The sequence below is a fragment of the Streptomyces sp. 351MFTsu5.1 genome, assembly GCF_000383655.1.
Classification (GTDB): Bacteria; Actinomycetota; Actinomycetes; order Streptomycetales; family Streptomycetaceae; genus Streptomyces; species Streptomyces griseorubiginosus.
Genome location: NZ_KB911787.1, coordinates 79,656 through 100,977 on the forward strand (window position 1 = coordinate 79,656; position 21,322 = coordinate 100,977).

The window sequence follows — 21,322 nt, forward strand, 5'->3', positions numbered from 1 at the left end:
GGCGCCGTGCATCTCGACCACACGCCCGAGCAGCAGCGGCTGCGCACCGAACTGCGCGCCTACTTCGCCGACCTGGTCCCGGACAACGCGCACGCCCGCTTCACCGACCGGGAGGCCCAGAAGCGCTTCTACCGCGACACCATCCGCCGCCTCGGCACCGACGGCTGGCTCGGCGTCGGCTGGCCCGAGGAGTACGGCGGCCGCGGCCTGACCGCGATGGAACAGTTCATCTTCTTCGACGAGGCCGCCCAGGCCGGCGTACCGCTGCCGCTGATGGCCCTCAACACCGTCGGGCCGACGATCATGCGGTACGGCACCGAGGAGCAGAAGTCCTGGTTCCTGCCGCGCATCCTCTCCGGCGAGATCGACTTCGCCATCGGCTACAGCGAGCCCGGCGCGGGCACCGACCTCGCCTCCCTGAAGACGCGCGCCGTACGCGACGGCGACGAGTACGTCGTCAACGGGCACAAGATCTGGACCACCAACGGTGACACCGCCGACTGGGTGTGGCTCGCCGTCCGCACCGACCCGGACGCCCCGCCGCACAAGGGCATCACCATGCTCCTGATGCCGACCACCGACCCCGGCTACTCCTGCACCCTCATCAACACCCTCGCCTCGCACGACACCACGGCCAGCTACTACGAGAACGTCCGGGTCCCCGTCTCGCACCGGGTCGGTGAGGAGAACCAGGGCTGGCGGCTGATCACCAACCAGCTCAACCACGAGCGGGTCACCCTCGCCGCCCACGGCACCATGGCCATCCGCGCCCTTCAGAACGTCCAGCGCTGGGCCATGGAGACCAAGCTCGCCGACGGCCGCCGGGTGATCGACCTGCCGTGGGTGCGCCGCCGCCTCGCCCAGACCCACACCCGGCTCGACGCGCTCAAGCTCCTCAACTGGCGGATGGTGAACGCCGTCCAGAACGGCACCCTCACCCCCCAGGACGCCTCCGCCGTCAAGGTCTACGGCTCCGAGGCCCGCCGGGACGCCTACGCGTGGCTCATGGAGATCGTCGCGGCGGCGGGCGCCCTGAAGGAGGGCTCGGTCGGCGACGTCCTGCACGGCGAGCTGGAGCGCGGCTACCGCTCGGCCGTCATCTTCACCTTCGGCGGCGGCAACAACGAGATCCAGCGCGAGATCATCTCGTGGATCGGTCTGGGGATGCCGAGGGTACGGCGTTAGCCTTCCTGTGACGAGGATTCTTAGCCCTCGCGGGTCGGGCTGGAGAAGACCTTCGGCTTCAACCTCTCCGGCCACCTACCGACTGGTCGTCGAGGCTACGGTCGTTCGAAAAGCTGGAGGAGGCCGCCGACGCAGAAGCAGAGGGCGCCGGTGAGAGTGCCCCAGTTGGCGATGTCGGCGTTGATCAGGCTGTCGGTGGCGGGGCGGGTGTAGGCGGCGATTGCCGAGACCATGAAGAGGGCGGAGCCGAGCTGGTTCACGGCGACGATCCACCAGCCCAGGTCGCGCGGCAGCAGGCGCGGCCGGCCGTGGCAGATCTCGACGAAGCCGAGGTGCCCGGAGATCAGGAAGAGCACACAGCCGATCACGTCCGGCGCCCAGACCAGCCGGTTGATCTGTTGCACGGTCAGACCTTGCAGAAAAGAGTCGAGCAGGTCGACGGCGAAGACCAGGGTGCCGGCAAACAGGACGAACACGCTCAGCCAGTCGGCCCGTGCCGGCTCATAGCTCCACCACCGCCAGCGCTGGGTGATCAGGGCGCCTTCACCCCCTGGCACATGGCGGGGCGCGTTGATCACCTGGAGCAGGGACACGTAGCCGCCGGTGTTGAAGCACAGGCCGCCGGCGAAGTAGATCGACGCGCAGCTGGTGGCGTCGCCGGAGCCGAACTGGGCGACGGCGGCGCCCACGGCGAAGAGCGCTGCGCCGAGGACGAAGGCGGTGGCGGCGATCGCGTTGAGCCTGCGCAGGCGGGTGACGGCGGTGTCGTCGGCACGGGAGTGACGGGCGGCGGGGGCTCCGGGCGGGTGGACGGTGATGAGTCCGCGGCGCCGGGCGAGGCGGGATTCCCAGATCGCAGTACCGCCGCCGGGCGGCTGCCAGGTGAGCCGCGTGGTGAACGGTCCGGCGCCCTCGGCGTGCTGTTGGGGCTGTCTCATGCGGGCGGGATGGCGGCGATGCCGCCCTCCTCCTCCGGGCTGATGGGGGAGCGCCGCTTCTTGGCTCCGCGCCACCACAGCAGGCGGCCGTAGGTGAGGAGGGTGACCAGCGCGGCGCCGGCGACGACGTAGATGCTCAGCACGACGAGTGGCTGGGTGATGCTGTTGCCGTCGAAGTAGAGGGTGTTGCGGACCAGGGTGGTCCCGTTCCATGGCGGTAGACCGGGGCCGATGCCCTGCCAGAAGGCCGGCAGGTAGGCGGTGCCGCTCACCCCGCCCGCGGAGGGGTAGCCGAAGAAGACCATGATGACGATGGCGACCAGGGTCCCGATCGGGCCGATATGGCTCTGCAGGGTGGCGGCGAACAGGGCCACCGCAAGGCACATGAGGGCGAACTCGCCCCACAGCGGCCAGAAGTTGGAGCCGACATCGGGACAGGCGCCGAGGATCGGACCGATGATCACGTCGAACACGAGGGCCGCGACGATCGCGTGGCCGATGAGGCTCAGGACGCGCCGGCGGGCGGCCGCGGTACCGGTGCGCTGCATGGCGAGGGTCGAGCCGAGGTAGCCGGCCACGAGCAGTACGAACACGGCGATGCCGGGGACGACACCGAGCGGGTCCTGCTTGGGAAGCTTGTTGGTCACCTTCAGCGCGAGCTTCTGTCCCTTTGGCTTGGCGGCCTGCTCGTACAGGGCCGGCAGCTGTGCCGGGGAGACCAGGCTCGCGGCCTCGGCGATCACTACCGTGTTGCCCTGCGGGACGAAGCCGCCGTAGATCTCCGCCCGGTTCGCCGCGGCCTCCAACGCCGCCTGGTCGGAGTAGTGGTGGATGTCGAGTGAGATGTGCTGCTGGACGGCTGTGGTGAGCGGCGAGGAGCCGGTCACCCCCCAGGGCAGGTTCCGGGCGATGACGGCGTGCTGTGCCGAGACGTACGTCGTCACCATGATCTGGCCATCACGAGGGCGATCAGCAGGCCCGTGATCAGCGCGCCAGGACGGCGGCCTGGGCCCCTGACCGGTGCCCTGCGCCGCAGAAGGTCCGCCCGGGCCCGCAGGCGTGCGGGACGCAGTCCCCTCGCCGCCCATCTCATCCGCATGCGGGCGGCTGCCGTCTCCCGCTTCACTCATGGCATCTCCCCAGGTCACTAAAGCTGGACGCCGTCGACCACGGGCCCTGAACCCCGATCGACTCTGCCAGAGCCGATCGCAGGAGGCCCGCCACCGAAGCACGTGTTAGCCCGATCAGCGGATGGTCGCGCATTAGCGCCAATCAGGCTGGTCCCCCGCTGGCCGCGCTGGGAGGGCGTACGTCCACGTGCCCAACCCCCACCACTGTCCGTAATGCCCCATTCGGAACAGTGGATCGATACGAGGGGAGACCGGTCATGAGTTCCTGCGCGGTCTGTACCCCGTCAGCGCCTACTTCTACGTCCCCTACGACCAGGACGACCGGCGCATGAATAAGGTCGCCAACGGCATGTTCTGGGAACTGAGTGGCCCCGTCGCGCGGGCCATCGACGATGAGTACGAAAAAGATCCGGACGACGACTATGGCCCTGAAGATCGGGTCATCAAGCTGCGGGGACCTGTCGCATTCATCGACCGGCACAACTGGGGCCTGGGAAGGCAACACGAGGACCAGCTGCGGGCAGTCCATGAGATCGCCGTCCAGAGACTGCGCAACCTCGGTTGGCTATAAACCCAGCGCGCTTCCGGGTCTGTTTAAGCATTCGCGAACAGGCGATCGTCGAGGCGGTGGGCCTCGTGCGGCGGGCAGCGACTACGTCTGAGAGGACTGGGCTGGCCGGGCAGGAACGGCGGCGAGGCGGGTGGCCTCTTCGTCGTCGTACGATCGCGGGATGAAGCGCGGTCGGCCTGACGCCCCCGGGCCGCGTCAACGGTGACGGCAAGGACCGCTCGTTGCGGTGGTCTCTGGCCCGACGGCCGTCCCGGTGCTGCGGCCATCGCCAAGACTCACCGTCGTGGCGACCCCCAACACCCCTGATCTCACCTCGGAGGGCTCCCTCGAGGGCGCAGACCGTACGACTGCCGAGACCGGCCGGGTCTGGTTCCGGCTCGCACGGTGGGTGCTCGCCCCGCGCACGACGTGGCTGGCGCGGCGCCTGGCCGCCGACTTCGGTAAGGGGATGGACGCGAAGACCGCGTGGGTGATGGCCCGCCTCGCCCGCCACCCGGATGAGCGGGTCTATGCCATGGCCCACCTGGACGACGAATTGCGCCCTCCGGACTGAACGAAGCGCCGGTCCAGGTGCCGACCTTCGCGGCATCCGGCACCTCGGTGGCATGGCGGCCCCGGGGGCGTTGGCGTGCCGCTGGTCAATGGTGCGGGATGAGCTCGCCGTCGCCCGGATCCAGGCCGGACCTCCCCGCGTCGACGTCCGTCGGCACGAAAAGGTCGTCCCAGCTGCACTGGTGCGACCAGATGAACCCGGTGTCAGCGGCGTCGACTACCCTTCCCGACCCAGCACGTGTAGCGGACATGACCTGATGGAAGCGCCGCGGAGAACCTCAAGCTCCCGATCTTCGTTTCTGGTGACAGAACGACTGCTGAATGAGCGTCTGTGACAACTCGGATGGTTCGTGGGTGACAACCAGGCTGCCTCGACCGTCCCCGTTCACCAGCTCAGCCGGTCACGCTGGTGACAACTCCTGAGGTTCGGCTCAGCCCATGAGCCGAAGCACGGGCTGCCCCGCACGGTGAAGCCGTGCGGGGCAGCTGGCGAGTGAGGGAATGCGGTCAGGCCCAGGGGGTGACCGCTGTGAAGGAACTGTCGGCACGGAAGGTGGCAGTGTCCTGGAAGGGGTCGATGCGCAACTCGTAGTTGTAGTGGCGGAGGTAGCGGCCGGGGTAGTTGTACGACTCCAGGGAGACCGAGCCGGCGACCGAACCGGGGCGGGCGCAGTAGGTGGCGTCCTTGTTGAACAGCGCCGTGCCGCCCGGCGCGTCGAAGCGGATCCGGAGGTCCTTGTGGCGCAGGTAGCGGCCGGACTCGTCACGGAAGGAGTAGCAGCTGCCGTCGGCGAGGCCGGGGACGATGGTGAAGGTGGCGTTCTGCTTGATCGCCGTGGTGCTGGCGGACGTCACCGGGTCGAGGTAGCCGAGGCTGTCGGAACGTACGACGGCGTAGCGGCCGGGGAAGTTGACCGACCGGAGCGAGCGGGTGGTGTCGGTCGGCAGGGCGGTGCCGCTGGTGACCGGGGCGATGCTGCTCAGGGTGGGGACGACCTTCTTGATCAGGCCGTTGTCGTCGAACTCCATCTTGTCGATGGTGGTTTCGCGGTGGGTGCCGTCTCCGCCGGGGATGGCGAAGCGGTGGTAGGCGATGTACCAGTCGTCGGTGCCCGGTACCTGCACCACGGAGTGGTGGCCGGGGCCCTTGACGCCGATCGAGAGGTCCTTCTCCAGGATCACGCCGCGCTTGGTCCAGGGACCGGTGGGCGAGGAGCCGGTGGCGTAGGCGACCCGGTAGTTCTCGTCACGTGTGTCGTTCTCCGACCACATGAAGTAGTAGGTGCCCTGGCGCTTGATGACGAAGGAGCCCTCGCGGTAGCCGCTGGGGGTGATGTTGGTGACCTTGGAGGCGTCGAAGGAGACCATGTCGTCGTTCAGGGGGACGACGTACGCCTGGCCGTTGGCAAAGTAGAGGTAGGACTGGCCGTCGTCGTCGGTGAAGACGGCCGGGTCGATCATCTGGCCCGAGTAGGCGCCGCGGGCGATCAGCGGCTTGCCCAGGGGGTCCTTGAACGGGCCGGTGGGCGAGTCGGAGACCGCGACACCGATGTTCCCGTCGGCGGAGTAGTAGAAGTAGTACTTCCCGTTCTTCGCGGTCATCGCCGGGGCCCAGGCACGGCTGTTGGTCCAGGAGATGTCAGGGCCGAGGTCCAGGATGACGCCGTGGTCCGTCCAATGGACCAGGTCCTTGGACGAGTACGCCTTGAACTGCGTACCGCTCCAGTTCGCGAAGCCGTCCGTGGTCGGGTAGATGTAGTACGTGTCGCCGAAGCGGACGATGTTGGGGTCGGCGGTGAGCCCCGGCAGGACCGGGCTCCTCATGACCAGCGCCTTCACCGTCCAGGTGCGCTTCGTTCCGTCTGAGCCGGTCACCTCGTACGTCACGGGCTGGGTGAAGTCGCGCGGGGTGCCGGAGGCCGGGCTGATGGACGCGCCCTGGGCGAGGGTGAACTGCGGGGCGAGCGCGGTGAGGTCCGCGCCCTCCTTCACCGGCAGCGTGATCTTGCTGCGGGCGTCGTCGATGAGCGCGTCGATCTTCAGCGAGGGAAGGGCGACCGCGGCGATGTGCGTGGTGTTCCCGCTGACCTCGAGGACCTCGCCGGGCGCCAGCGCGCGGTTGTAGACCCTGAAGTCCCGCATCTTGCCCTTGAAGAGCTTGTCACCGCTGAAGAGGGACTTGCCGATGTAGTTGGCCGTCGTGATGCCGGATCCGATGGAACCGGGGGTGGTGGTGACCGAGGTGTTGCGGGCCACCTCCACCCCGTCCTGGTACAGCACGCCCGTGGTGCCGGTCTGCGTGTAGGTGACGTGCTTCCAGACGGAGCGCGGCAGGTCGCTGGTGGTTCGGGTGTTCTGCTCGGTCGAAAAGGCCCCGGAGGCGATGGCGGTCCGGAACGTGTTGCCGGTGCTGAACAGGTACCCGTTGCCCGCTCCGTTGGCGGAGTTGCCGAAGCCGTAGAAGAAGTAGGGCGTGGCCTGGCTGGCGTCGATCTGGACGTCCATCGAGACGGTGATCGAGTTCATGCCGCTCATGATGTTGTCCGGCACCTTGATGTAGGTGTCGGAGCCGTTGAACGTAAGCCCTTCCCCGGACCCCGACCAGCTGGCGGTGCCGTTCACGGCTCCGTTCCGGCCGTTGCCCGAGGCGTCCGCCGCCACGGTGCCCGAAGCGGCGTCGAGCTTGTACCAGAGAGCCAGGCCATCGGTGATCTCTGCTGCCTGGGCGGGGGCCGCTGGGCCGGCGACGCCCACCAGGAGCGAGGCGGCGAGAGTGCCCGGCCGGAATCTCCGGCGGATCACTGGTCTCAGCCTGTGCATGGGTTCACATCCCTACGATTCGAACAACGTTCGATATGTCGGACGGCTTTTTTTGGGGTGGGGTGCATCGGGATGGCTCGTGGAAGGGAAGCCGGCGCCGCTCGCGCCTGTGTGGCGGGTTGGAGGGCGAACGGCACGGCAGAAGCGCCGGCTTCCCTGTTCCGTGCGGGTCAGTTCGTGGCGCGGAAGGTGGCGTCGCCGCGTCCGGTCGCGGTGGTGATCGGGTCGAGCCTCAGTTTGTAGGCGTAGTGGCGGATGTAGCGGTCGGGGTGGTTGTAGGACTGGAAGGAGGACCAGCCGGCGTCGGCGAGGCCGGCGACCTGGCGGAAGGTGGCGTCGGCGGCGAACTGGGCGGTGCCGTCGTTGCGGACCAGCTGGAAGTCGTAGTTGGCGTGGCGCAGGAAGTAACCGGGGTTGTTCACCGACTCGAAGGAGACGGTGCCGGTGCCCGCCAGGCCGGGCCGCAGCCGGAACTTGGCGTCGTCGCTGGTGACGTTCTGGTCGATGAGCACGTCGAAGTTGGCGTGCCGTACGTAGCGGTCCTGGAAGTTGAACGACTGGAGCCGCTGGGCGGGGGTGTTGGCGTACCGGGCGAGGACTCGGGTCTCCTCGGCGGCGGTGAGGTTCAGGATCGAGCCGTGACGCTTCTTGTTGACGCCCATGGTGTAGCTGCCCGATGCCGGGAGCTGGTAGGTGCCGGTGGCGGAGGGGTTGGTGGTCGTGACCGGCATGTAGCCGCGTCCTGTGGCGTACTGGTCGAGGTAGAGCGCCCACTCATTGCGGTCGCGGAACTTCATCCACATCGGGCCCTCGACCTTGTTGCCGGGGCCCTGCGTACCGGTCACGCCGATGCCCAAGAGGTTGCCGAGGGCCGTCCAGGTACCGAGGATCGAGTTGCTGCCCTCGAGGGTGATCTGGCCGTCACCGGAGGCGCGTACGTAGCGGTAGTCGCCGACGCCGGCCGGGACCTCGACGATCTGTGTGTCGATGAGTTCCTGGGCTCCGGGGCGGTCGATGTAGATCTGCGGGGTGGTGATGCTGCGGAAGTCGCTGGTGCGGGCGTAGAAGATGCGGTGCTTCGTCTTGCCGTTGAGGGGCACGTTTGTCGACCAGTACAGGACGTAGTCGTTGGTCGCGGGGTCCCAGATCGCCTCGGGGGCCCAGGCGTTGCGGCCGTCCGGGATCGCGCCGGCAACGTTGAGCAGCCACGGCTCCGACCAGGACACCAGGTCCGACGACTCCCACACCACCAGGTTGCGGCTGCCGTTGTTGATGGAAGCGTTCCAGTCCTGCCCGCAGCCGATGCACAGGTCGGTCGCGATGATCCAGTACTTGCTGCCGTCGGGGGATCTCACGAGTGCGGGGTCGCGCACACCCTTCGTACCGACCGTGGAACGCAGGATCGGAGCTCCGCCGTTCAGGTCGTTCCAGTGCAGGCCGTCCGCGCTGTGCGCGAGGTACATCTGCTGACCGCCGGACCCCTCACCGGTGAAGTGCAGCATCAGGTAACCCGGGTCAGCGGCGGCCGCCCGCTGAGGCGTGGTCACGACTTGGGCGGTGAAGAGCAGGCAGGCGGCGACAAATATCGCCGCCAGCCGTGAGAGAACCGCGGGCATATCCGTTCCTGTCTTTTTGGGGTGCCGTGATCAGGGGCAAGTGAGGTCGATGGTGAGGCCCGGCCTCCGTGCTGTTGGGGGCAGGACCGGCTCCGCGCGACGTGGGCGCCGCGTCGCGCTGGTCAGCGGCCGATGTGCCGCGGTTTCCGCGTGAGCATGGCAGCGACCGGGGACCCCGCCGTGGCGGGTCGGGTGACGAAGGCGGTGCAGAGGGCCGCCGGAGCCGGCTCACAAGTACGCCGGAGACGGGTGCGCAACACGGACTGTCCCCTTTGACGGCCATGGTTCGAAAAATCGAACGTTGTTCGCAAGTTCGATCAGAAGATAGGTCTCAGTAAGAATCGCGTCAATGAAACCGGCCAGTTCGATTTCTGCGCGTTCGCACCCCGCAACCGCCCACGACGGTGAGACTTTCTCCGCTACGCCCCCTGAGCTGCGGAGATTTCCCTACGCGCTCGGGCCGCGCGTCAGAGCGCCAACTGCGGCGACGAGCCCGGCCGTCGCGAGCGCGGCACCGTGCGGGGCGGAGAGCAGCACCGGACCGCTCTCTGATTGCGGGCATAAGGCTGCTGAATCCAGTTGGCATCAGCGCAGGTCACGAACATTCCCTGGTGCCAACTACCGATCCCGGTCACACTTCCGGCATGACGGGTGATCCAGGGTTGTTCGGTCCGAGGTCCGTGACCTGGCAGATGCACGGCGACCCGATGATGTGGGTCGCCGGCGTCCGCGCGCTCTACCTCCAGGCACTGCACCCGCGCGCGGTGCGCGGCGTCACGCAGAACTCCGACTTCCGGCGCGAGGCCTGGGGCCGGCTGATGCGCACCGCCGGTTTCGTGGGCACCACGACCTACGGCACCACCGAGGCGGCGGAGAAGGCCGGCGCCCGGGTCCGGAAGATCCACAGCATGCTCGGGGCGACCGACCCGGACACCGGCGAACGCTACGGCGTCGACGAACCCGGACTCCTGCTGTGGGTGCACTGCGCCGAGATCGACTCCTACCTCCAGGTCGCCCGGCGCTCCGGCTTCCGCCTCACCGACGAGCAGGCCGACACCTACATCGGCGAACACCGGGTCAGCGCCCGCCTGGTGGGCCTGGACCCCGACGCCGTACCCGCGAACCAGGCCGAGATGGCCGCCTACTTCGAGAAGGTGCTCCCCGAACTCGCCCTCACACCCGAGGCTCGCGAAGTGGACGACTTCCTCCTCCGCCCGCCGACGCACCCCCTCCTCGTCCCGGCGCGCGAGCTGCTGTGGCGGCGCGTGGCGCACCTGGCGTACGCCGCCCTGCCGCCGTACGCCCACGAGCTGTACGGCAGGAGAGCCCCCGAACCGGCCACCGTCACCCGTCAGTTGCGCGCCACCGGCACCTTGCTGCGCTGCGTGCCCGCACGGGTGCGCTGGCAACTCCCGCCCCAGCACATCCTGCGGGCCATGGCCCGGCTCGGGCCAGGCACCCGGCCCGCCCCGTACAAACTCGGACGATAGGTCGCCATACTGGACGGGCCAGGGGAGGGCGGGGCGAGTTCGACGGGGGCGGTCGCAGGAGATGGGGGACAGCAGGCTCATCCAGGGGCGGTACCGGCTGCTCGACCTGATCGGGCGCGGCGGCATGGGCGAGGTGTGGCGGGCCCGCGACGAGTCGCTGGGCCGGCACGTCGCCGTGAAGTGCCTCAAGCCGCTGGGCGGGCAGCACGACCAGAACTTCACCCGGGTCCTCAGGGAGCGCTTCCGCCGCGAGGCGCGCGTGGCCGCGGCCCTCAGCCACCGCGGGGTGACCGTCGTCCATGACTTCGGCGAGTCCGACGGGGTGCTCTACCTGGTGATGGAGCTCCTGGAGGGCCGCAACCTCAGCCAGCTCCTGGAGGACAACGAACAGCACCCGCTGCCCGTCGCCGACGTCGTCGAGATCGCCGACCAGGTCGCCGCCGCCCTCGCCTACACCCACCGGCAGGGCGTCGTGCACCGGGACCTCAAGCCCGCGAACATCGTCCGGCTCACCGACGGCACCGTGAAGATCTGCGACTTCGGCATCGCCCGTCTCGGCCACGACATCGGCTTCACCTCCCGGCTGACCGGCACCGGCATCGCGATGGGCACCCCGCACTACATGTCGCCCGAGCAGATCGGGGGCACCGAGGTCGACCAGCGCAGCGACCTGTACTCCTTGGGGTGCGTGCTGTACGAGATCGCCACCGGGGCGCCCCCGTTCGACCTGGGCGACGCCTGGGCGATCCTGGTCGGCCACCGCGACACCGCGCCCACGCCGCCGCGCAGCCACCGCGCCGAACTGCCCGAGTACCTCGACAAGGTCATCCTCGACCTGCTGGCCAAACGTCCCGAGCAACGCCCCCACGACGCCCGCGAGGTGGGGCGCCGGATCACACTCGGCCGGACGACACCGGCGTACGTGCCGACCGTGGTGACCCCGCAGCCCGAATTCCCGGCGCCCCGACCGGAACGCCCCCGTGAGACCCGGCTGCCTTCCTGGACCCGCGGCATGACCACCGGCCACAAGGCCACCGGCGCCGGACTCGCCACCACGCCCCCGGACGCCGGAGCGGCCCTGACCGGCGAGTGGATCGCCCGCCCCGCCACCGGCCGCACCGCGGACCCCGTGCCCGCGGAACCGCCGCTGCCGTCCCCGCAGACGGTCACCGCGCTGGCCGGACGGCACAACGCGGGACTCAGCCTGGGGCGTCTCGGCCGCTGGACGGAGGCCGGCGAGGTGCACCGCGCGGTCGCCACGGAGCGCGAGCACCTGCTGGGCCCCGACCACCCCGACACCCTCGCCAGCCGCTACGAGGTCGCCTTCACGCTCAGCCGCACCGGCCGCGCCGCCGACGCCCTGCGCGAGTACAAGCACGTGGCCGCGGCCAGGACCCGCATCCTGGGCGCCGACCACCCCGACACCCTCGCGGCCCGCCAGGAGATGGCGTACGTCCTCGGCCGGCTGGGCCGGCACGTCGACGCCCACCAGGTCTACAACTCGGTCCTGGAGGCCAGGGAACGGCAGATGGGCCCTGACCACCCCGACACCCTCCGCTGCCGTCACAACCTCGCCTTCAACCTCAGCCGGCTCGGGCGCCTGGAGGACTCGTACCGGATGGCCTGCGAGGTGGCCGCGGCCCGCACCCGGGTGCTCGGCCCCCACCACCCCGACACCCTGGTCACCCGGTACGAAGTCGCTTATGCGCTCGGCCAGTTGGGCCGCTGGGACGAAGCCCTCCGGACCTATCACGAGGTCGCTCAGGCCCGTGCCGAGGCCCTCGGCCCCGACCACCCCGACACCCTCGCCGCCCGCTACGAGGTCGGCATCAGCCTCGGCCGCCTCGGCCGCAGCGCGGACGCCCTCCAGCTCTACCGCGACCTGATCGAGGACCGCACCCGCATCCACGGCCCCGCCCACCCCGAGACCCTGCGCGCCCGGCACGGCCTCGGCGTCAACCTCGGCCGCCTCGGCCGCTGGGAGGAGGCCCTCGCCGAGTCCCGTGACGTGTGCGCGATCCGTGAACGCGTCCTCGGACCCGACCACCCGGACACCCTGGTCAGCCGTCGCGAGGTGGCCGTGGGCCTCGGCTGGCTCGGCCGCTGGGCGGACGCCCTCACCGAGTACCGCAGAGTGGCCGCCGCCCGCGAGCACGTCCTCGGACCCGACCACCCCGACACTCTCGCCAGCCGCAACGACGAGGCCCACTGCCTGGAGCAGCTCGGCCGGGGCGAGGAGGCGGTGGCGCTCTACCGGAGGGTGGCGGCCCTCAGGCAGCGAGGGGCGTAGGGGGGCGCGAGTCCAGGGAGCGCGCTGACCACCGGGTGCAGCCTGGCCCGGCAGTCCCGCCGGATGCCGCCCCTCTGGCCGACCTAGATCACCACGTGTTACGAAGAACCATGCCTGCACACGAGGGACCTCAGCGGAGCTACGACGCCGTCATCGTCGGCGGCGGCCACAACGGCCTGGTCGCCGCCGCCTATCTGGCCCGGGCCGGCCGGTCCGTGCTGGTCCTCGAACGGCTCGGGAACACCGGGGGTGCCGCCGTCTCCACCCGGCCCTTCACCGGCGTGGACGCCCGGTTGTCGCGCTACTCCTACCTGGTCAGCCTGCTGCCCAGGAAGATCGTGCGCGACCTCGGCCTGGACTTCCGCGTCCGCACCCGCACCGTCTCGTCGTACACCCCGGTGGAGCGGGACGGCAGGCCGACCGGGCTCCTCGTCGGCGGCGGCGAGCGCCGCACCCGGGAGGCCTTCGCCAGGCTCACCGGCGGCGAGAGCGAGTACCGGGCCTGGCAGGAGTTCTACGACATGACGGGCCGCGTCGCGAAGAGCGTCTTCCCCACGCTCACCGAACCGTTGCCCAGCCGGGACGAGCTGCGCCGGCGCGTGGACGACGAGGAGGCGTGGCGGGTCCTGTTCGAGGAGCCGATCGGGGTGGCCGTGGAGGCCCGCTTCGCCGACGACCTGGTCCGGGGCGTGGTGCTGACCGACGCGCTCATCGGCACGTTCGCCGACGCCCACGATCCCTCCCTCGCGCAGAACCGCTGCTTCCTCTACCACGTGATCGGCGGCGGGACCGGCGCCTGGGACGTACCCGTCGGCGGCATGGGCGCCCTCACCGACGCCCTGGCCGGCGCGGCCCGGGACGCCGGCGCGGTCCTCGCCACCGGGCACGAGGTGGTGGGCATCTCCTCGGACGGACGCGCGGCGGAGGTCACCTACCGCACCGCCGACGGCGAAGGCGTCGTCGGCGCCCGGCACGTCCTGGTCAACGCCTCCCCGCAGGAACTCGCCGCCCTCACCGGTGACCAGCCCCCCGCCCCCGCCGAAGGGGCCCAGCTCAAGGTCAACATGCTCCTCAAGCGGCTGCCGCGGCTGAAGGACGGCGAGGTCGACCCGCGCGAGGCGTTCTCCGGGACCTTCCACATCGCCGAGGGCTACCGGCAGCTGGCCACCGCCCACGCCCAGGCCGCCGCGGGACGCCTCCCCGAGGCGCCGCCCTCCGAGATCTACTGCCACTCCCTCACGGATCCGACGATCCTCGGTCCCGACCTCGTCGAGCAGGGCTACCAGACCCTCACCCTGTTCGGCCTGCATACCCCGGCCCGGCTCTTCGACCACGACAACGACGGCGTCCGCGAGGAGCTCCTCGCCGCCACCCTCGCCCAGCTCGACGCCCACCTCGCAGAGCCGCTCACCGACTGCCTGGCCACCGACGCGGACGGCCGGCCCTGCATCGAGGCCAGGACCCCCCTCGACCTGGAGCGGGACCTGCGGCTGCCCGGCGGCAACATCTTCCACCGCGAACTGTCCTGGCCGTATGCCCAGGAGGACACCGGCCGCTGGGGCGTCGAGACCCGGCACGCCAACGTGCTGCTGTGCGGGGCGGGCGCGGTGCGCGGGGGAGGGGTGAGCGGGGTGCCGGGGCACAACGCGGCGATGGCGGTGCTGGCGGAGACCGGGGACTGACCTGGCGGAGGCCGGGATCTGACCTCGCCCCGCGCCGGTCAGGCCCGGCTTCCGCCGTCGACCCTGAGCACCACCCCCGTGACGTACGAGGCCCGGTCGCTCAGCAGCCACGCCGCGGCCTCGGCGATCTCGTGCGGGTCGGCGCCCCGGCCCAGCGGGGTCTGCGCGACGAGCCGCTCGAGGATGCCCGGCGTCGCGGCCTCCCAGTCGTCGATCATCTTGGTCATCGTGCCGCCCGGGGCGACGGCGTTGACCCGGATGCCCTCCGGACCGTAGGTGGCCGCGGCCGACGCGGTGAGACTGTTGACCGCCCGCTTGGCGGCGCCGTAGGCGGGCAGCCACGGGTTGGCCATCAGGCTGCCCACGCTGGAGTTGTTGACGATCGCGCCCGTCCCGGCCGTGGCCCGGATCGCCGCGATCTCGGCGTTCATGGCCAGCCAGGGGCCCTTGAGGTTGACCGCGAGGACACGGTCGAAGTCGGCTTCGGACAGCTCGTCCATCGGTCCGGGGTGCTGGACGGTGGCCCCGTTGTTGAAGGCGACGTCCAGCCGGCCGTACAGCTCGACGGCCCGGTCCACGGCGGCGCGGACGCTCTCCGGGTCGGCCAGGTCGCAGCGGACGTGGTCGGCCGTGCCGCCGGCGGCACGGATCTCCTCGGTCACCGCCTTGAGTTCGGTCTCGGTGCGGGACGCGAGCAGCACGCGGGCCCCCTCCCGGGCGAACAGCCGGGCGGCGGCCGCGCCGATGCCGCGTCCGGCACCGGTGATGAAGGCGACCTTGTCGGCGAGCAGGGCAGTGGTGGTGGTCGTGTTGTTCATGCCGACGAGCCTGCGCCCCGCACCACGGCTCATCCAGGCACCGCCGGTACCTGGCTGGCCACCCGGACGTCCGCGCACACTGGGGGCGTGGACCGACGAGAACTGGCCGACTTCCTGCGCAGCCGACGCGAGCGCATCACCCCCGCCGACGTGGGGCTGCCCGCCGGGCCGCGCCGCCGCACGCCGGGGCTGCGCCGCGAGGAGGTGGCGCAGCTGGCGTACATCTCGACCGAGTACTACACCCGCCTCGAACAGGCCCGCGCACCCCGCCCGTCCCGCGAGGTGCTGGCCCAGGTGGCCCGTGCCCTGCGGCTGGCGGACGCCGAACGCGACCACCTGCACCACCTGGCCGGCACCCCGCCGGGCCCGCCGCCGGGTCCCTCCCGCGAGGTCCGGCAGAGCATCGTGGACCTGCTGCACCGGCTGCCGCAGGCCGCGGCCTTCGTCATCTCGGCGACCCATGAGGTGATCGCCTGGAACGACCTGGCCGCGGCGCTCATGGAGGACTTCTCCCGGCTTTCCCGCCGGGACCGCAACCTCGTCCGCCGCGTGTTCCTGGGGCCGCACCCCGAGGACCGCCGGCTGTACGGGGTCTCGGACGGCGAGGAGTTCGCCCGCTCGTCGGTCCAGCAGCTGCGCGCCGCCGCGGCCCGTTATCCCGACGATCCCGAGGTGACCTCTCTGGTGGCCGAACTCCTGGACGGCAGCGTGGAGTTCGCGCGACTGTGGGCCGCCCACGACGTCACGGCCACGCCCACACTCCGCAAGACCTTCGACCATCCCGCAGTCGGGCCGGTCACCGTCAACTGCGATGTCCTCGACATCGCCGACCGGGACCAGCGCGTCGTGATCTACACCGCCACGCCGGGTTCGCGGTCCGAGGAGGCGCTGCGGCTGCTGTCGGTGATCGGCACCCAGCGGCTGGACGTCCCCGGCTGAGCGCTCGGACCGAGGAGCCGGACCGGCCGGAGTCCCGCGCGATCCCGACCCGAATCTGACGGAGCATCAGAAAACCTCTTCCGTCGTCCACAGGACTGCGGCATCCTGCGCCCATGCAGACGGAGCTGAGCAAGACACTGGGAGTCGAGCACGCCGTCTTCGGCTTCACGCCGTTCCCCGCCGTCGCCGCGGCCATCAGCCGGGCCGGCGGCTTCGGAGTGCTCGGCGCGGTCCGCTACACGGCACCCGACGAACTCAAACGCGACCTCGACTGGATCGAGGCCCACGTCGACGGCAAGCCCTACGGCCTCGACGTCGTCATGCCCGCCAAGAAGGTCGAGGGTGTGACCGAGGCCGACGTCGAGGCGATGATCCCCGAAGGCCACCGGCAGTTCGTCAAGGACACCCTCGCCAAGTACGGCGTCCCCGAACTCGCCGAGGGCGAGGCGTCCGGGTGGCGCATCACGGGCTGGATGGAACAGGTCGCCCGCAACCAACTGGACGTGGCCTTCGACTACCCGATCCGGTTGCTGGCCAACGCCCTGGGCTCCCCGCCCGCCGACGTGGTGGCCCGCGCGCACGAGCGGAACGTCCTGGTCGCCGCCCTCGCGGGCAGCGCCCGGCACGCCGTCAAGCACCAGGAGGGCGGCATCGACATCGTGGTCGCGCAGGGCTACGAGGCCGGCGGCCACACCGGGGACATCGCCTCCATGGTGCTCACCCCCGAGGTCGTCGACGCCGTGGCCCCGCTGCCCGTGCTAGCGGCCGGCGGCATCGGCAGCGGACAGCAGGTGGCGGCAGCGCTGGCACTCGGCGCCCAGGGTGTGTGGCTGGGCTCCATATGGCTGACCACCACAGAGGCCGAACTGCCCTCACCCAAGCTGATCGAGAAGCTCCTCGCGGCCGGCTCCGGCGACACCGTCCGCTCCCGCGCCCTGACCGGAAAACCGGCACGTCAGCTCCGTACCGAATGGACCGACGCCTGGGACTCCGCCGACGGACCCGGCACCCTCCCCATGCCCCTCCAGGGGCTGCTGGTCGCCGACGCCGTCTCCCGGATCCAGAAGTACGAGGTCGAGCCCCTGCTCGGCACGCCCGTCGGGCAGATCGTCGGCCGGATGACCAGCGAACGCAGTGTCCAGGCCGTCTTCGACGACCTCACCCGCGGCTTCGAGAAAGCCGTCGATCGCATCAACCGCATCGCCGGAAGGAGCGGCCAGTGACGAGCACACCCCCCGCGGGCTTCTGGGCCCAGGCCGCGCAGGACCCCTCGCGCACGGTCCTCATCGCCCCCGACGGCTCGTCCTGGACCGCGGGCCGCCTGCACGCCGCCGCCAACCAGCTGGTGCACGGTCTGCGCGCCGCCGGGCTGGAACGCGGCGACGCCTTCGCCGTGGTCCTGCCCAACAGCGTCGAGTTCTTCACCGCACACCTCGCCGCCAGCCAGGCCGGCTTCTACCTGGTGCCGGTCAACCACCACTTCGTCGCCCCCGAGATCGCCTGGATCGTCGCCGACTCGGGCGCCAAGGTGCTCCTCGCCCACGAACGCTTCGCCGACGCGGCACGGCACGCGGCCGACGAGGCGGGCCTGGCGGCGACCCACCGGTACGCCGTCGGCGAGGTCGACGGCTTCCGGCCGTACGCCGAACTCCTCGCCGGGCAACCGGAGTCGCCGCCCGCCGACCGCGAGCTCGGCTGGGTCATGAACTACACCTCCGGCACGACGGGCCGCCCGCGCGGCATCCGCAGGCCCCTGCCAGGCAGGACCCCGGAAGAGGCGTACCTGGGCGGCTTCCTCGGCATCTTCGGCATCCGGCCCTTCGACGACAACGTCCACCTCGTCTGCTCGCCGCTCTACCACACGGCCGTCCTCCAGTTCGCGGCCGCGTCCCTGCACATCGGCCACCCGCTGGTGCTGATGGACAAGTGGACCCCGGAGGAGATGCTCCGGCTGATCGACGAACACCGGTGCACCCACACCCACATGGTCCCGACCCAGTTCCACCGCCTGCTCGCGCTGCCCGCCGAGGTCCGGGCGCGCTACGACGTGTCGTCCATGCGGCACGCCATCCACGGTGCCGCCCCCTGCCCCGACCACGTGAAGCGGGCGATGCTCGACTGGTGGGGGCCCTGCGTGGAGGAGTACTACGCGGCCAGCGAGGGCGGCGGGGCCTTCGCCACCGCCGAGGACTGGCTGAAGAAGCCCGGCACGGTCGGCAAGGCCTGGCCCATCAGCGAACTCGCGATCTTCGACGACGACGGCCACCGGCTGCCGCCCGGTGAACTCGGCACCGTGTACCTGAAGATGAACACCGGCGGCTTCGCGTACCACAAGGACGAGGCCAAGACGCGGAAGAACCGCATCGGCGACTTCTTCACCGTCGGCGACCTGGGCTACCTCGACGAGGACGGCTACCTCTTCCTCCGGGACCGCAAGATCGACATGATCATCTCCGGCGGGGTCAACATCTACCCCGCCGAGATCGAGTCGGTCCTGCTCCAGCACCCAGCCGTCGCCGACGCCGCCGCCTTCGGCATCCCGCACGACGACTGGGGCGAGGAGGTCAAGGCGGTGGTGGAACCGGCCCCGGGGCACACCCCCGGGCCGGACCTGGCCGCCGACCTCCTCGCCCACTGCGCCGAACGGCTCGCGGGCTACAAGTGCCCGAAGAGCGTCGACTTCATCACCGAGATGCCCCGCGACCCCAACGGCAAGCTGTACAAGCGACGCCTGCGGGACCCGTACTGGGAGGGGCGCTCCCGGCCGGTGTGAGCCTCAGCCGCTCAGGAGCGGACCCGGACGATCCGCAGCGCCGGCGACGACAGGATGTCCTTCTCGCAGAACCGGGACGTCACCCAGCGCTCCGCCGAGAACAGCCGTGTCTGATCGCTGAAGTGCGGCGAGTCCGGGTTCGAGGACTGGGAGTACGTCAGCAGCGTCCGGGCCACCGGGCAGCGGCCGCCGTTCCAGCCGACCGCCTGGATGTAGCTGGACCCGGTCGTCACCTCGGTGTACCCGCCGTTCGCCGGATCCCAGACCGGCTCCACCTTGTTCCACACACCCAGCGACTCGGTCCCGCCCGGCACGGCGATCCGCTTCCCGTTCCGCACGACGAACTGGTGCTCGCCGAGCCGGGAGTTCAGCGGAATGCCCGCAGCCCTCAGCTCGGCGACCGTGTCCGCGAGGGCCGCCGAGAAGGCCGGCGCGCCCGTGTCGAGCGTGTTCGGCGTGCCCACCGGGTCGGCCGCCGAGAACGGCACCTTCCACAACTGGGACACCGGCAGCCTCCGCCACAGCCGGTCGAAGAGGAGCGCGCCCCGGCTGTCGGTGTCCGCGGTGCGGTCCCAGGCCGCGAGCACCCCGCAGGCCTCACCGACGTCAACGGCCTTGCCATCACTGCCGGTTGCCGTCCCGCCCGGCAGTGCCGCACACGCCTTCGCCGCGTCCGCCGCGACGAGGTCGCCCGCGGTCACCCGGTTGGCGAACTGCTGTGCCTGGAGGTCCCGTACGGTCAACTGCCCGCGCGCGGCCATCGCGGACACGTCCCGCAAGGCCCCGCGGGTACGCATCGAGCGCTGGGTGCCGATGGTGCCGAAGACCCGCTCGTACCCGGTGATCGGACGCTGTGCGTTGGCCAGCCAGGCGCTGTCGTTGGAGTTCTCCGCGTACGGCGCGTCCTTGAGGACCGGCATCTTCGCGGGCCCGAAGATCCCCGGCTGTACGGCGTCCGGATCGCTGCCCAGGGCGCAGTCGCCGCGGGAGCCGTCGAGGATCGCCACCCCGGAGGCGGGGTAGGTGACCCTGCCCAGCGGGGTGGAGCAGCGCTGGGCCAGCTCGTCGGTGATCCGGGGGAGCACCTGGGACTGCGTGAACAGCGTGTGGCCCCGCGAGTCAGCGGCGATCGTGTTGACCCACGGCAGGCCCTGGGTGCGCTTCAGCGCGTCGAGCACGTCGGCCGTGCCGCGGGCCTTGCTGAATCCGAGAGCCGTGTCGGAGGCGCGCAGGTTGGTGGCGTTGGGGTCGTTCAGGGCGTAGGCGGTCGTGGTCGTCCACGGGAGCGGGAGCGCGGCCCCGAGCGAGGTGACGACCGGACCGTACCGCGTCCACCACTGGGCCCTCGTCACCGGTTCACCGTCCTTGACGGCGACGGTCACCCTGCGCTCGGTCATCCGCTCCGGCTTGCCGTCCACCAGGTACGCGGTGGGGTCCGCCGGGTCCAGGGTCAGCTGGTGCAGGTTGAGCGTGACGCCGGTGGCCACGGTATGGCTCCAGGCCACCTGGGCGTTGTGACCTATGGAGACCGTCGCCGAACCGAGCAACGAGCCGCCGGAGACGTTCAGTTCGCCGGGGATGGTCTGCTGCGACTGCCAGAAGCGGCGGCCGCCCTGCCAGGGGTAGTGCGGGTTGCCCAGCAGCAGCCCGCGGCCGTTCGCCGTGGTGGACCCGCCGAACGCGACGGCGTTGGAGCCCATGTCCGCGGAGTCGGCGGCGAACAGCTCACGGGCGGCGCGGGCGGTGTCCTCGGCGTCCGGTGCACCGGCTGAAGGGGTACCGGCCGAAGGGGCATCGGTCGACGCGGTGCCGGCCTGCGGGGTGGCGGGCGCGGGCGGCTGGGCGGCCGTGATGCCGTCCACGGCCCGCCCCTGGCCGCCGAGCACGGCGAGCGCGAAGTTGCGGGCGGCCACGTCCTGGACCGACACGGGACGCACCCATGCGGCACCCCGGCACGTCGGGTCGGTGATCCGGTTCTTCTCCAGCCAGGTGTTGTAGCCCGCGGCGAAGCCCCGCATCAGCTCCTTCACCTCACGGCCGGGACCGAGCGGCGCGGGCTGGGCCATCAGCCGCTCCACCGTGCCCGCCTCCCGCACCCCGCGGAAGTACAGGTCGCTGGCGAGGTTCTTCGTGGCGGAGGAGAGCGCGGAGTCGGCGGCCGCGTCGGCCCCGAAGTACCGCGAACGCTCGCCGCGTACAGTCACAAATCCGTCGGCGAGGGCACACACCTGGTCGGCGGCCTGCGCCCATCCGGTGCCGAAGCCCAGGTCGGCGTAGTTCCTGGCGAGGATGTGCGGGATGCCGTACTCGGTGTAGCGGATGGTGGCGGACAGGCCGCCGTGGGACGGATGGCGCTGTTCCTGGTGCTGGTCCTGCGCGGCTGCGGCCGGCAGTGCGCCGACGGCGGCGAACAGGGCCACGGCCGCGACGACCGTGCGTCTGGGGCGGGTGCGCATCGTGCCTCCCAACGTCATTGAGGGAAGGAGCGGTTGAGCGTACCAACCGGTAGGTTGTCCCG

The 21,322-nt window shown here is 70.7% G+C and carries 15 protein-coding genes; 9 read left to right on the forward strand and 6 right to left on the reverse strand.

Annotation, left to right across the window (positions count from 1 at the left end):
* The first annotated feature begins 6 nt into the window (after positions 1-6).
* Positions 7-1,185: an acyl-CoA dehydrogenase family protein gene (locus H295_RS0127170; protein ID WP_020138512.1), complete on the forward strand. Its 1,179-nt coding sequence runs from the start codon at positions 7-9 to the stop codon at positions 1,183-1,185.
* 95 nt (positions 1,186-1,280) lie between these two features.
* On the opposite strand, the gene H295_RS0127175 is transcribed toward H295_RS0127170, so the two are convergent.
* Entirely contained in the window at positions 1,281-2,123 is an 843-nt protein-coding gene (locus H295_RS0127175) for a hypothetical protein (protein WP_020138513.1), read from the reverse strand.
* On the reverse strand, positions 2,120-3,070 hold the full coding sequence (locus H295_RS0127180) for a hypothetical protein (protein WP_020138514.1): 951 nt from the start codon (positions 3,068-3,070) through the stop codon (positions 2,120-2,122). Before H295_RS0127180 ends, H295_RS0127175 begins: the two co-directional genes overlap by 4 nt.
* Before the next feature lie 511 nt (positions 3,071-3,581).
* On the opposite strand from H295_RS0127180, the gene H295_RS0127185 reads away from it, so the two are divergent.
* Positions 3,582-3,824, forward strand: a complete 243-nt coding sequence (locus H295_RS0127185) for a hypothetical protein (protein ID WP_020138515.1) — start codon at positions 3,582-3,584, stop codon at positions 3,822-3,824.
* A gap of 283 nt (positions 3,825-4,107) precedes the next feature.
* Positions 4,108-4,377 carry a hypothetical protein gene (locus H295_RS0127190; RefSeq protein WP_199788625.1) on the forward strand — a complete coding sequence of 90 codons (270 nt, stop codon included), beginning with the start codon at positions 4,108-4,110 and terminating at the stop codon, positions 4,375-4,377.
* Between the two features lie 506 nt (positions 4,378-4,883).
* On the opposite strand, the gene H295_RS43605 is transcribed toward H295_RS0127190, so the two are convergent.
* Together H295_RS43605 and H295_RS0127205 are read right to left on the reverse strand one after the other, a co-directional pair.
* Positions 4,884-7,178, reverse strand: coding sequence for a family 43 glycosylhydrolase (locus H295_RS43605; protein ID WP_028809795.1), 2,295 nt, complete (start codon positions 7,176-7,178; stop codon positions 4,884-4,886).
* Positions 7,179-7,366: 188 nt separating this feature from the next.
* Complete coding sequence (locus H295_RS0127205) at positions 7,367-8,812, reverse strand: glycoside hydrolase family 43 protein (RefSeq protein WP_020138518.1); 1,446 nt, start codon at positions 8,810-8,812, stop codon at positions 7,367-7,369.
* Positions 8,813-9,456: 644 nt separating this feature from the next.
* Between H295_RS0127205 and H295_RS0127210 the strand changes: the two genes are divergently transcribed.
* From H295_RS0127210 to H295_RS0127220, 3 genes are all read left to right on the forward strand, one after another.
* Positions 9,457-10,302 (forward strand): oxygenase MpaB family protein, encoded by an 846-nt coding sequence (locus H295_RS0127210; protein WP_106960955.1) that lies wholly within the window; start codon positions 9,457-9,459, stop codon positions 10,300-10,302.
* A 61-nt stretch (positions 10,303-10,363) separates the two neighbouring features.
* Complete coding sequence (locus tag H295_RS0127215) at positions 10,364-12,592, forward strand: tetratricopeptide repeat-containing serine/threonine-protein kinase (RefSeq protein ID WP_020138520.1); 2,229 nt, start codon at positions 10,364-10,366, stop codon at positions 12,590-12,592.
* Between the two features lie 110 nt (positions 12,593-12,702).
* Positions 12,703-14,274, forward strand: coding sequence for a phytoene desaturase family protein (locus tag H295_RS0127220; RefSeq protein ID WP_020138521.1), 1,572 nt, complete (start codon positions 12,703-12,705; stop codon positions 14,272-14,274).
* Positions 14,275-14,312: 38 nt separating this feature from the next.
* Here the strand turns inward: H295_RS0127220 and H295_RS0127225 are convergent, their stop codons facing one another.
* Positions 14,313-15,125: an SDR family NAD(P)-dependent oxidoreductase gene (locus tag H295_RS0127225; RefSeq protein WP_028809797.1), complete on the reverse strand. Its 813-nt coding sequence runs from the start codon at positions 15,123-15,125 to the stop codon at positions 14,313-14,315.
* Between the two features lie 54 nt (positions 15,126-15,179).
* Here H295_RS0127225 and H295_RS0127230 point away from each other — a divergent pair, with 54 nt between their 5' ends.
* The 3 genes from H295_RS0127230 (at position 15,180) to H295_RS0127240 (ending at position 18,804) form a co-directional block, all read left to right on the forward strand.
* Positions 15,180-16,031 (forward strand): helix-turn-helix transcriptional regulator, encoded by an 852-nt coding sequence (locus tag H295_RS0127230; RefSeq protein ID WP_020138523.1) that lies wholly within the window; start codon positions 15,180-15,182, stop codon positions 16,029-16,031.
* Between the two features lie 113 nt (positions 16,032-16,144).
* Positions 16,145-17,254, forward strand: a complete 1,110-nt coding sequence (locus tag H295_RS0127235) for a nitronate monooxygenase (RefSeq protein WP_020138524.1) — start codon at positions 16,145-16,147, stop codon at positions 17,252-17,254.
* Complete coding sequence (locus H295_RS0127240; RefSeq protein ID WP_020138525.1) at positions 17,251-18,804, forward strand: acyl-CoA synthetase; 1,554 nt, start codon at positions 17,251-17,253, stop codon at positions 18,802-18,804. Before H295_RS0127235 ends, H295_RS0127240 begins: the two co-directional genes overlap by 4 nt.
* An 11-nt stretch (positions 18,805-18,815) precedes the next feature.
* Here H295_RS0127240 and H295_RS0127245 read toward each other — a convergent pair whose 3' ends face one another.
* Entirely contained in the window at positions 18,816-21,260 is a 2,445-nt protein-coding gene (locus H295_RS0127245; RefSeq protein WP_020138526.1) for a penicillin acylase family protein, read from the reverse strand.
* Between the last annotated feature and the right edge of the window lie 62 nt (positions 21,261-21,322).

Coding starts and splice junctions, on each gene's coding strand:
- H295_RS0127175 (WP_020138513.1), bottom strand. CDS start 2,123: ATGAGACAGCCCCAACAGCACGCCGAGGGCGCCGGACCGTTCACCACG.
- H295_RS0127180 (WP_020138514.1), bottom strand. CDS start 3,070: ATGGTGACGACGTACGTCTCGGCACAGCACGCCGTCATCGCCCGGAAC.
- H295_RS0127185 (WP_020138515.1), top strand. CDS start 3,582: ATGAATAAGGTCGCCAACGGCATGTTCTGGGAACTGAGTGGCCCCGTC.
- H295_RS0127205 (WP_020138518.1), bottom strand. CDS start 8,812: ATGCCCGCGGTTCTCTCACGGCTGGCGGCGATATTTGTCGCCGCCTGC.
- H295_RS0127210 (WP_106960955.1), top strand. CDS start 9,457: ATGACGGGTGATCCAGGGTTGTTCGGTCCGAGGTCCGTGACCTGGCAG.
- H295_RS0127215 (WP_020138520.1), top strand. CDS start 10,364: ATGGGGGACAGCAGGCTCATCCAGGGGCGGTACCGGCTGCTCGACCTG.
- H295_RS0127220 (WP_020138521.1), top strand. CDS start 12,703: ATGCCTGCACACGAGGGACCTCAGCGGAGCTACGACGCCGTCATCGTC.
- H295_RS0127225 (WP_028809797.1), bottom strand. CDS start 15,125: ATGAGCCGTGGTGCGGGGCGCAGGCTCGTCGGCATGAACAACACGACC.
- H295_RS0127235 (WP_020138524.1), top strand. CDS start 16,145: ATGCAGACGGAGCTGAGCAAGACACTGGGAGTCGAGCACGCCGTCTTC.
- H295_RS0127245 (WP_020138526.1), bottom strand. CDS start 21,260: ATGCGCACCCGCCCCAGACGCACGGTCGTCGCGGCCGTGGCCCTGTTC.